Consider the following 11,631-nt stretch of genomic DNA (forward strand, 5'->3'; position numbering starts at 1 on the left):
CATGTTATAAACTGGTAAAAATTTAGGGGTGTGAGTGGAATGGAGCCGGGTAGAGCAAGCTTGATCAGCAGGTGGATTTCTAAAGCTGCCCCGCTGCTCTTAACGGCCCATAAATTCTTCTACATATTGGTCCGCTTTTGTCTGGTTGCATTGATTGCAGGCACAGACGCAGTTGTCAGGAGTGGTGTGGCCGCCTTTGGCGCGCGGCAGCAAGTGGTCAATAGTGTCTCCGTACAAGCCGCAGAAATGACAAGTATAGTTGTCCCTGTTTAGAATTAACGCCCGAAAATCCTTATTGCTGTACAGGCGGCGAATCGTGCGGCGGTTCACAACTACTGCGGCATGCTCTCTGACAAGGGTCACAGCCAGCTCCAGATCGATTTCCTGGTGCCAGCGGCGGCCCTTGTCGCTATGTCCGCGCATCAGAATCATCCCCTTAAATGAAGGGATCAGGGCGGAGGCGTCCTGCGGATCGGGCTTAGGTCCGAACGGCTGCGGCGATTTCCGCCGCTGCTCGGCTCCGCGCGGACGCGTCTTTCCCTTGACTGCAGAGGTAAGGGTTGCGGCCTTACCCTCTTTGGAGCGCTCCGGCAAGGAGTGCAGATGGGTTTTGGGTACAGGCGGTTTGGAAGCTGCAGGAGCCGGGGCCGATGGGGCCGGTGACCGGCGGGACGCAGGTACAGGTCCGGGTTCGGAAGTCTGAGCTGAAACAGCGGACACAGACACAGCTCCCATTCCGCGAAGCAGTGCAGGAGCGGATCCCTCTTCGCGGGCCTTGCGGCATTCCCGGCAGGCCCCGCGGCGGGCCTGGCCCTTGGAGCGTTTTCCGGTCCGCCGGCGGAATTCGGCAAGTGGTTTTAGTTTATGGCAATAGGCGCATTGTTTGGATAAAGGCTGGTTCGTATCGGTCATAGGCATGTGTGGATGATGCTTTGCCAGCGTCACCCGGTCCCCTCATTTTTTTATGGATTAGTAAAGCCTTCCTGTTTAACAGATAATAACTTTAGTATAACGTAAAGTGTGTCTGTTCACACCGCAAGCATAAAAATTCGCCGATTCCCTAATTTGTGACATCTGTCTTAGCGGGGTGGAGGGAGAACCTGTAAAATCTACTCAAAGCAAGTTGAGATCGATATTTTGGGACGATGAATGCGGGGGGATTAGCAATGACACAAGCCGGGAAAAGACCGGGTGCTGTAATTTTACTGTATATTCTTCAGGCTTTCCTGGGAGTCGGAGCGATAGGGGGAGGACTGGTGCTGCTGGCCGACCCCAGTGGTGAAATGATTGGGATGCCGTCTTCCGTGCTGGAAAGATCGCCCTTTGAGAATTTTGCAATCCCTGGCATTCTGCTGCTGGTGATCTTTGGACTTCTGCCGCTGCTGGTGCTGTATGGTCTAGTCAAGAAGCCGGATTGGAAGTGGGCGGCCCCGTTGAATCCGTTCAGGACACTGCATAGTGCGTGGGCACTTTCGCTCTATATCGGCTTCGGGCAAATTATCTGGATTATGGTGCAGACCTACATGATGAACGCCGTATCCATTGTCCATGTGGTCTATACCAGCTTGGGCCTGCTGATTCAGGCTGTTACACTGCTGCCTGCGGTACAGGAATATTTTATGCTGGACGGACGTGCGGAAAGACGTTAGAATGGCAGTGAACAAATAAAGGGCTTTCATTTGAGCCGGGGGAGTGCACCGGAATGACAACTATATATGATATTGCCAAAAGAACCGGTTACTCTCCAACTACGGTATCAAAGGCATTTAATAACTACTCCGATGTGCGGGAGAAGACGCGCCAGGAGATTCTGCGGACTGCCCGTGAGATGGGCTATTTACCCAATGCACATGCGCGCACGCTGACTACGAAGAAATCATGGACCCTTGGCGTGCTGTTCGTAGAGGGCACAGGTGTCGGTATCCGTCATCCGTTTTTCGGCGCGGTGATTGAGAGCTTCAAGCAGGTTGCTGTGGCCAAAGGGTATGCCCTGATGTTTATCTCCAAGGATGTCGGCGGCAAGCAAAGCGGGTATTTGGAAAATTGCCGGATTCATGGCGTGGACGGAGTCGTGGTGTTTCTCTCTGATTATGAAGATCCTTATTTTCAGGAGCTGCTGGAGAGCAATATTCCCACGGTTATACTGGATTATGAAACAACGCAGTCACATACGGTCTGCTCGGACAATATTGCCGGTGCGCTGCAGGCGGTGGAATACCTGACTTCTTTGGGACACCGGAGAATCGCTCATATATCCGGGGGAGAGAATACATTCCCGGGCAAACAGCGAGAGAATGGATATAAGGCTGCAATGAAGCAGCACGGGCTTGAGGTGCAGGAGGGGTATGTTTCAGTGGGGGCTTTTTATTCCCTGGAGAGCGGCTATGCCGCGATGCAGAGTCTTCTTGAACTGCCGGAACGCCCGACAGCCGTCTTTGCTTCGGGTGACTTGCTGGCGTTAGGCGCGGTTATGGCAGCCAAAGACAAGGGGCTGGCGGTACCGGCGGATATTTCCGTTATGGGTTACGATGATATTGAGCTTGCCCGGTATGTTACTCCAGCTCTGACGACTATTAGGCAGGATACGGCTAATCTCGGAACCCGGGCGGCTGAGATTCTTCTGGCTTCGATCGACGGCAATCGGCAAGAAATGGAAGCGCTTGTGCTTCCCGTCGAAGTGGTCGTGCGGGATTCCTGCGCACCGCCAGGCAATGAATAAAATGAAGTCCGCCTCGGTGCGCTTTTTTTTCGAAATAATCGAAACCGGTTTCGATTATCATAGCATTCATAATTTATCCAAAAGGAGACAGACAAAATGACAAAGGCAAGCACAGTAGTAACTGCCAAAGAAACAGGAGAACGTTTAAGTCCGAAGGAGGGAATCCAGTTTAAAGCCCGGATTGCCGGACAGCAGGCCGATGTGCAGCTGCAGCCCGAGATAGAATTTCAAAAGATGATAGGTTTTGGCGGCGCTTTCACCGAAGCGGCGGCCTATACTTTATCGCGTATGAGTCCGGGCAAACGTGCAGAGGTTATACACCGCTATTTTCACCCTGTTGAGGGATTGAATTACAGTATGGGCCGCGTGCATATTCATAGCTGTGACTTCGCACTCGGCAATTACACCTATGTGCAGGACCATGATACAGAGCTGGCTACCTTTGACATCTCCCATGACCATAAGTGGGTGCTGCCGCTGATCAAGGATGCCATGGAGGTAAAGGGCGGACCTTTCACAATGCTGGCTTCTCCCTGGAGCCCTCCGGCATGGATGAAGACGAACGGGGAGATGAATAACGGCGGTTCGCTGAAACCGGAATACGGGGATGCCTGGGCGCGTTATTATACAAAGTTCATTGAAGCCTACCGCAAAGAGGGCATTCCGGTATGGGCGGTCTCGGTTCAGAATGAGCCGGCAGCTGTTCAGACCTGGGATTCTTGTGTCTACAGCGCGGAAGAGGAACGGGATTTTGTTAAAAATCACCTCGGACCGGTCATGCACAAAGCGGGATTGGCGGATGTGAATATCGTGATTTGGGACCACAACCGCGATATTATGGTCGAACGTGTAACACCTATCTTATCCGATCCCGAAGCGGCGCAATATGTATGGGGCAGCGGTCTTCACTGGTACGGCGGTGAGGAATTCGACAAGGTGGCCAAGGTGCATGAGCTTTTCCCGGATAAGCATCTGCTGTTCACGGAAGGCTGCCAGGAGGGCGGTGTACGGCTTGGAGAGTGGTTCACAGGAGAACGCTACGGGCGGAATATGATCGGTGATCTTAACGCCTGGACCGAAGGGTATTTGGACTGGAATCTGGTGCTGGATGAGACTGGAGGACCAAACCATGTAGGCAATTTCTGCGATGCTCCGATCATTGCCGATACGACGACGGACGAGGTGCACTATAACAGCTCTTATTATTACATCGGGCATTTCAGTAAATTTATCGCTCCGGGTGCTGTGCGGATCGGGCTGGAATCCACTGCAGAAGGTGTGCTTTCCACAGCTTTCCGCAATCCGGACGGCAGCATTGCCGTGGTGCTGATGAATGAGAGCGAGGAAGAACGTTCCCTGACCCTGGGTCTGGGTGCAGAGCTGGCTGAATGCCGCCTGGCGCCGCACTCCATCGTCACGCATGTCCTCTCGTAGGTCAGCATAAGCTCACAAAACTTAAGCAAATGCTTCCGAAGCGAGTTTTGTACGAAGCTAATTCAGGAAGCATAAGCTCACAAAACTTAAGCAAATGCTTCCGAAGCGAGTTTTGTACGAAGCTAATTCAGGAGGCATAAGCTCACAAAACTTAAGCAAATGCTTCCGAAGCGAGTTTTGTACGAAATTAATTCAGGAAGCATAAGCTCACAAAACTTAAGCGAATGCTTCCGAAGCGAGTTTTGTACGAAGCTAATTCAGGAAGCATAAGCTCACAAAACTTTTAGGAGGGCTTGTCATGAGTAAATCTTATTTTGATGCAGGCAAATTTGTGATGGAGCAATTTCACGAGAGTAAGCCGTTTGCCAGCTTTTTGCCCGGGCTCGCCGGGCTCAAGGGAATTCCGATGTGGACCTTCTATGTCAACCGGGGCCAAGGGGTCTGCAGCTTCGGGGTACGGGATAAAAACTCGCCGATCATGGAATTTTCTCCGGCGAATATTTCTTATAAAAATGTAGCGTCTTCCGGCTTCCGCACCTTCATCAAGCTGGGTAATACGCCGGAAATTTATGAGCCGTTCCAGTCGGCACGTCCTGATCCAGCAGCCAAGCGGACCATGACCATCCTGCCGAACGGGCTAACCATTGAGGAAGCTCATGCCGGGCATGGATTAAAGACGACCGTACACTACTTTAACCTGCCAAATGATGACTACGCCGCGCTTATCCGGCGGGTGGAAATCGAAAATACGGGCACTGAGAAGCTGGAGTTTGAGCTGCTGGACGGGTTGCCGGAGATTCTGCCTTACGGTGTGGAGAACAGCGGCTACAAGGAAATGGGCAACCTGCTGCGCAGTTGGATGGATGTATACAACCTGGAGAATGGCATTCCATTCTACAAGCTGCGCTCCAGCACGAATGATGATGCGGAAATCAGTGAAATCAATAACGGCCATTTCTACCTTTCCTTCACAGCGGAGGGGGAAATGCTGGCGCCAATTGTAGATTTCGAGCTTGTGTTTGGCGGAAACACCTCGCTTGCCTACCCGGACGGCTTTGCCGGACAGCCACTTGCAGTGCTGCTGGAACAGCCGCAATATCCGGTGAACAAGGTGCCTTGCGGCTTCAGCGGTACAGCACGTACGCTTGCTCCCGGCGGCAAGCTGACGCTGAATACGATCATCGGGCATGTCAACGAGATCGGGAAGATCAATCAGAAATCGGCAGAGATCTGCCGCGAGGAGTATATTACAGCCAAGGCGCAGGAGGCAGCCAGCCTGACCGAGGAGCTGACGGCGGATATCGCCACCCATACCTCCTCAGCAGTGTTCGATGCCTACTGCCGGCAGTCCTATCTCGACAACTTTCTGCGCGGCGGCTATCCGTTTATCTTTGACAACGGGGGAGACGGCTTTGTCGTACATCTATACTCGCGCAAGCACGGCGATATGGAGCGGGATTACAACTTTTTCTCTCTGGCACCGGAATATTATTCCCAGGGCAACGGGAATTTCCGCGATATGAACCAGAACCGGCGCAACGATGTATTTTTTCATCCGCAGGTCGGCAGCTTCAACATCAAAATGTTCTACAGCCTGATTCAGGCGGACGGCTATAATCCGCTCAGTGTGCAGGGAACCAGCTTTGAAGTGCTGCCGGAGAATGCGGAGAAGCTGAACGGCTGGATTGCCGAAGCTGCAGCCGATCACCGGGAGGAACTCGTGAAGTTATGCACAGGCCGCTTCACACCGGGCCGCCTGATCAATTACATCGCCGACCACAACGTTACGCTGAAGGTAGACGAACAGCAATTGCTCAGCGGTGTGCTTGCCCTGTCGCAGCAGAATATAGAGGCTGCCTTTGGCGAAGGCTTCTGGTCCGACCACTGGACGTACAATCTTGATCTGGTCGAAGGTTATCTGGATGTATTCCCGGATCAACAGCAGGAGCTTCTGTTCGGGGATGAATCCTACACGTTCTATGACAGTCCGGCCTATGTGCTTCCGCGCAGCGAGAAATATGTGCTTAGCGGCGGGAAGGTCCGGCAGTACGGTTCGCTGCTGGAGGACGAGGAGAAGCTGCACAGACTGCAGCGCAAAGCCGGAGATACCCAGTGGCTGCGCACGGAAGGCGGGTTCGGGGAGATTTACCGCACGAATCTGTTCGTGAAGATGATCTCGCTTGCCTTGAACAAATTTGCGACCCTTGATCCGTACAGCATGGGCGTGGAAATGGAGGGCAACAAACCAGGCTGGAATGATGCCATGAACGGGCTGCCCGGATTATTTGGTTCAGGGATGAGTGAGACGTTCGAGCTGAAACGGATGATCCTCTTCTTACTGGAAGCGCTGGAGAACGGGGGGGACGGCACCGAAGCTGTAGCGCTTCCGGTGGAGATGGCGCTGCTGCTGGAGCGGGTGCATCAAGCCGTGACGGTTATGCTTGCCGGCGGGACCAGCCAATTTGGCTACTGGGATACTGTGGCTTCGGCACGTGAAGCTTACCGGGAGAGCATCCGGTTCGGAATTGCCGGTGAATTGGCAGAGGTCACACTTGCCGTCATCCGTGAGGCGCTTGGCAAATTCCTGCTCAAAATTAACGAAGGCATTGATAGAGCCGTAGAAATGGGCGGCGGGCTTGCACCAACTTATTTCCGGTTCGAGGCCGTGCGCTTTCAGCCGGTGACGGATGAGGCGGGTAAACCGGTAATCAGCGGCTACGGCTTGCCGAAGGCTGTGGTGGAAGAGTTCGAAGCCTATGCCCTGCCGTATTTCCTGGAGGGGCCAACCCGCTGGCTCAAAACGCTGGAAAGCCCGGAGCAGGCCAAGGACATCTATACCAGAGTCAAAAATACCGGTCTATACGATCCAGTCACTTCGATGTACCGGACGTCGGTCTCGCTGGAGCAGGAGTCGAACGATATCGGGCGGATACGGGCGTTTACTCCGGGCTGGCAGGAGCGGGAGTCCAATTTCCTGCATATGTCCTATAAATATTTGCTGGAGCTGCTGAAATCAGGGCTGTACGAGGAGTTCTTCAGTGAAATGAAGACTTCGCTGATTCCGTTCCTCGATCCGGCTGTATACGGGCGCAGCACCCTGGAGAATTCCTCGTTCATAGCTACGGGCGGAAATCCGGACCCGGGCACTCATGGCCGGGGATTTGTAGCCAGACTCAGCGGTTCCACCGCAGAGTTCCTGAGCATGTGGAGAACGATGATGGCCGGAAGCCGTGTGTTCACAGTAGAGGATGGTGAGTTGACGCTGGCGCTTGCACCGGCACTGCCGGGCTGGCTGTTCGATGAGCAGGCCAATCTGTCGTTCACCTTCCTGGGGGGCACGGAGATCACCTATCACAACCCCAAACGGGCCAATACCTTTGGAGCAGAGCGGGCGGTGATCCAGAACCTTACACTGGTCTACCGTGACGGGACCGTTACCGCTATTTCGGGAGCGCTGCTGCGCGGTGCGGAAGCTGAAGATCTGCGCCGGGGAGAGATTGTGGCGATCCGTGCAATTATGGGTTAAAGAGACTGTACAAATGAGGAAGGCTGAAAAAGCCTTTCTCTTTTTTTTGTGAAATATCTTAAATTTCGTCCTTATCCGAAAAATGAGCCCCTAAATATGAAAATTGCGGCCTTTCGGGGAACGCGGAATACAATTACAATAAATACATAGAGCTGTAAGCGCTTTAAATATAGATAGATTGGTTTTGGAGGTCCATATCATGGAGAACAAAAGAGGCGACGGAATAAATCCGGCGAAACGGCCGCTGATTCCTGCGGCAATCGAAACCGGTTTTGGTAACAAACGGCCATTCTGGAGGAGATTTCTGGCCCAGCGCCATCTGCAGACAATGGCATTGCTCGGCGTGGTCTGGATGATCATTTTTAACTATATTCCAATGTACAGCATCATCATCGCTTTTAAGGAGTACAACATCGTCAAGTCGATTTCCGAGGCCCCCTGGGTAGGTCTTACCCACTTTAGGGAGTTTCTAGCGGATGATAATTTTGGGAATGTCATGAAAAACACTCTGGGGATCAGTTTAATCAAGTTGTTTGTCGGTTTTCCTTTGCCGATCATATTCGCACTTTTTCTGAATGAAGTCCGTTCGATCCGGTATAAGAAAACCATTCAGACGATTTCCTACCTGCCGCATTTTCTTTCCTGGGTAGTGCTCGGCGGGATTCTCGCCACATGGCTGGCGGATGTCGGGATCATCAACCATATCTTGATGGGGCTTCACTTAATCGACCAGCCCATTACTTTCTTGGCTGAGCCCAAGTATTTCTGGACCATCATCATCACCTCTGATATTTGGAAAGAGCTTGGCTGGTCAGCTATCATCTATCTGGCAGCGATCGCCGGTGTATCTCCCGAGATGTATGAAGCAGCAACGATTGACGGAGCCGGAAGGTTCCAGAAGATGTGGTATGTTACTTTGCCATCGATCAAATCGACGATCAGCATCCTGTTTATTCTTGCGGTCGGCGGTGTGATGAACTCCAACTTTGACCAGATTCTGGTCCTGCGCAATTCGCTTAATGACAGCAGAAGTAATGTAATTGATTATTATGTTTACCAGACCGGCCTACTTTCGGCGCGTTTCTCTTATTCTGCTGCTATCGGGCTGTTCAAATCAGTTATCGCTCTCATTTTGCTGCTGATTGCCAATCGAGTAACCAAAAAAATCAACGACACATCGTTGTTTTAGGCCAAGGAGGACCTGCACATGTTTGCACTGAATCGCAAAACAAAGGGCGAAGTCATCTTCGATCTAGCCAACAATGTCTTCATGTTATGTATATGTTTCATTACCCTATATCCTATCTGGTACGTGCTGATCAACGCCTTTAACGATGGCAAAGACGCCATGTTGGGCAATATTTACTGGTGGCCGCGCATGTTCACCTTTAAGAACTTCGAGGCGGTATTCGCAAGCCCTGGCATCATGCGGGCCATGTGGATTACCGTGGCTAAGACCGCAATCGGTGTAGTCGCCCATGTATTCTTTACAGCCATGGTAGCTTATGCGCTTTCCCGCAAGGATCTGATCGGAGGCAAAATTTATATTCTGATGGGTACAGTAACTCTCTTCTTTGCGGGGGGGCTCATTCCAAGCTATCTGCTCATGCGGGATCTGCATCTACTAGAGAACTTCTGGGTTTATATTGTTCCAGTGTTGTTCAGCTTCTACGATCTAATCATCCTGATGACCTTCTTCAGGGAAATTCCAGACGGATTGGAAGAGGCGGCCCGGATTGACGGGGCCAATGACTGGTCGATTTTCCTGCGGATTATACTGCCGGTATCCATGCCCGTCCTTGCTACGATTGCATTATTCCATGGTGTGTATCAATGGAATGACTATTTTACAGGGATGATCTATATCAACAATGAGAGTATGCAGCCCATTCAGACCTATTTGTACCGTGTTGTGGCCCAGTCCAGTTCAAACCAGATGATGGTTGCCGTTCAGGGCAGCGCCCTTACCAAAACGGTAACGTCACAGTCGATTAAATTAGCGACTATGGTGGTCACTACACTTCCAATTGTATTCGTATACCCGTTCCTGCAGCGTTATTTTGTCAAGGGAATGATGATTGGCTCGATCAAGGGCTAAAAGTGACCTGTAAAACAAAGCTTCGGCACACCAAGGTAACTCCTCCAGTCGTTTCGCAACGGTTCTGGGGTTATAGCTAATAATTACACATTCTCAGAAAAGGGGTAAAAAAGCATGGGAATAAAACGTAAGCCAAAGAAAATGGTGCTTCTGCTGTTGACATTAATCATGTCACTTTCAACAGCAGCCTGTTCCAGCGGCAATGGTGAGAAGAATAACGAGGGTAAGGCTAATAACGGGAAAGCGGCCAATGCGTCAGCAACAGCAGAGGCGACTAAAGCGCCCGCATCTGCGGATGAACCCGGATGGAAGTCCGATACTTCTCCGATTACCTTTGACTGGTATCTAAATTTCGCCTGGTTCCCTAATAAATGGGGTGTAGACCCAACCTCCCAATATATTACCAAAAAAACCGGTGTAGATATTAACTTCATCGTTCCTGCAGGTAATGAAAATGAAAAACTGAATACCCTTATGGCTTCCGGTAAGCTGCCCGACTTCATCACGCTGGGCTGGTACGAAGATGCTGTTAAGAAAATGATCGAAGGCGAGCTTGTGCTTCCGCTTAATAAGCTGGCTGATGAATATGACCCTTATTTCTACAAAGTATCCGATCCAGACAAATTAGGATGGTATACTCAAGCGGATGGTAATGTTTACGGCTATCCTAATGCTTCCTCTTCTCCAGCCGACTACGAGAAATATGGCGATAAATATGTATCCAACCAAACCTTCGTTGTCCGCAAGGATATGTATGAGGCTATCGGCAGCCCAGACATGCGCACACCGGAAGGATTCCTGAACGCGCTGAAGGCTGCAAAAGAGAAATTCCCTGATATCGATGGACAGCCGATGATTCCGCTGGGTCTGCATGAGTTTACCGCAACCGGTAACGATTCGTTGGAGCAATACATTCAGAACTTCCTGGCGATTCCAAGAGAAAAAGACGGCAAGCTGTACAACCGCGAGACAGATCCTGAATATATCAGATGGATGAAGACACTTCGCCAAGCTAATCAGGACGGACTGCTGGCCAAGGATATCTATATCGACAAACGTCCGCAAATGGAAGAAAAAATTGCTCAAGGACGTTACTTCGCAATGCTGTATCAACGTACCGACTTTGGAACACAGCTTGGTACACTGTATCAGCAAGATCCGAATAAAATCTATATCGCTGTAGACGGACCGGCTAACACGAACCTGGATGCGCCTACGCTGAACGGACCTGCCATTTCCGGCTGGACAGTAACCCTTATCTCCAAAGATGTGAAGGATAAAGCCCGTGCCATCAAGTTCCTCAGCTACCTGAACAGTGAGGAAGGCAATAAAGACCTTTATTTAGGGGAAAAAGGTGTGAGCTACGATACCATCGATGGCAAAGATCAATTCAAACCCGAAGTATTTGAACTGATGAATAAAGACCGTTCTGCATTCGACAAGAAATACGGCTCCTCCTTTACCTTCTGGATGCTGATGAATACCAATATTACAGATCAATGGACACCTAAATCGGTAGAGCCTTTCAAACAGCTTGAAGACTGGACCCGGGGAAAAACACACAGTATCTCCGAGTTTGACCAGATTGATCCATTGGCCAACTCTCCAGAAGGGATTATATTAGCCAAAGTTAAAGAGCTGCGCAGCAAAACACTGCCGAAGCTGCTGATGGCTTCTTCGGACGGGGAATTTGACAAAATTTGGACAGAGTACATCGACAAACAAAAGGATCTGGGTCTTGAAAAGGTGCAGGCTTTCCAACAAACGAAATATGAAGAGAACAAGAAGAAACTCGGCATGTAAAATAGTAAGGTTCAAAACGCCCGCTGACCGCGGGCTTTTGGGCGTTTAAAA

General features: G+C 51.0%; 8 protein-coding genes. 7 read left to right on the forward strand and 1 reads right to left on the reverse strand.

Annotated elements, in window-relative coordinates; translation table 11 throughout:
- Positions 1 to 99: 99 nt before the first annotated feature.
- On the reverse strand, positions 100 to 945 hold the full coding sequence (locus tag H70357_RS34745) for an HNH endonuclease (protein ID WP_231578365.1): 846 nt from the start codon (positions 943 to 945) through the stop codon (positions 100 to 102).
- Between the two features lie 221 nt (positions 946 to 1,166).
- Between H70357_RS34745 and H70357_RS02135 the strand changes: the two genes are divergently transcribed.
- The 7 genes from H70357_RS02135 (at position 1,167) to H70357_RS02165 (ending at position 11,580) form a co-directional block, all read left to right on the forward strand.
- A complete protein-coding gene (locus H70357_RS02135) occupies positions 1,167 to 1,649 on the forward strand; it encodes a hypothetical protein (RefSeq protein ID WP_038585243.1) in 483 nt (160 codons plus the stop codon).
- Positions 1,650 to 1,702: 53 nt separating this feature from the next.
- Entirely contained in the window at positions 1,703 to 2,719 is a 1,017-nt protein-coding gene (locus H70357_RS02140; RefSeq protein ID WP_038585246.1) for a LacI family DNA-binding transcriptional regulator, read from the forward strand.
- 96 nt (positions 2,720 to 2,815) lie between these two features.
- Positions 2,816 to 4,153, forward strand: coding sequence for a glycoside hydrolase family 30 protein (locus H70357_RS02145; RefSeq protein ID WP_038585249.1), 1,338 nt, complete (start codon positions 2,816 to 2,818; stop codon positions 4,151 to 4,153).
- 298 nt (positions 4,154 to 4,451) lie between these two features.
- A complete protein-coding gene (locus tag H70357_RS02150) occupies positions 4,452 to 7,679 on the forward strand; it encodes a hypothetical protein (protein WP_038585252.1) in 3,228 nt (1,075 codons plus the stop codon).
- Between the two features lie 199 nt (positions 7,680 to 7,878).
- The gene (locus H70357_RS02155; RefSeq protein WP_038585255.1) at positions 7,879 to 8,868 is read left to right on the forward strand and encodes an ABC transporter permease; all 990 of its coding nucleotides are present in this window, start codon (positions 7,879 to 7,881) and stop codon (positions 8,866 to 8,868) included.
- Between the two features lie 18 nt (positions 8,869 to 8,886).
- A complete protein-coding gene (locus H70357_RS02160) occupies positions 8,887 to 9,777 on the forward strand; it encodes a carbohydrate ABC transporter permease (protein ID WP_038585257.1) in 891 nt (296 codons plus the stop codon).
- A 114-nt stretch (positions 9,778 to 9,891) separates the two neighbouring features.
- The gene (locus H70357_RS02165; protein ID WP_052091763.1) at positions 9,892 to 11,580 is read left to right on the forward strand and encodes a type 2 periplasmic-binding domain-containing protein; all 1,689 of its coding nucleotides are present in this window, start codon (positions 9,892 to 9,894) and stop codon (positions 11,578 to 11,580) included.
- Positions 11,581 to 11,631 lie beyond the last annotated feature (51 nt).

Source organism: Paenibacillus sp. FSL H7-0357 (assembly GCF_000758525.1).
Classification (GTDB): Bacteria; Bacillota; Bacilli; order Paenibacillales; family Paenibacillaceae; genus Paenibacillus_AQ.

Coding starts and splice junctions, on each gene's coding strand:
- H70357_RS02155 (WP_038585255.1), top strand. CDS start 7,879: ATGGAGAACAAAAGAGGCGACGGAATAAATCCGGCGAAACGGCCGCTG.
- H70357_RS02135 (WP_038585243.1), top strand. CDS start 1,167: ATGACACAAGCCGGGAAAAGACCGGGTGCTGTAATTTTACTGTATATT.
- H70357_RS02145 (WP_038585249.1), top strand. CDS start 2,816: ATGACAAAGGCAAGCACAGTAGTAACTGCCAAAGAAACAGGAGAACGT.
- H70357_RS02165 (WP_052091763.1), top strand. CDS start 9,892: ATGGGAATAAAACGTAAGCCAAAGAAAATGGTGCTTCTGCTGTTGACA.
- H70357_RS02160 (WP_038585257.1), top strand. CDS start 8,887: ATGTTTGCACTGAATCGCAAAACAAAGGGCGAAGTCATCTTCGATCTA.
- H70357_RS02150 (WP_038585252.1), top strand. CDS start 4,452: ATGAGTAAATCTTATTTTGATGCAGGCAAATTTGTGATGGAGCAATTT.
- H70357_RS02140 (WP_038585246.1), top strand. CDS start 1,703: ATGACAACTATATATGATATTGCCAAAAGAACCGGTTACTCTCCAACT.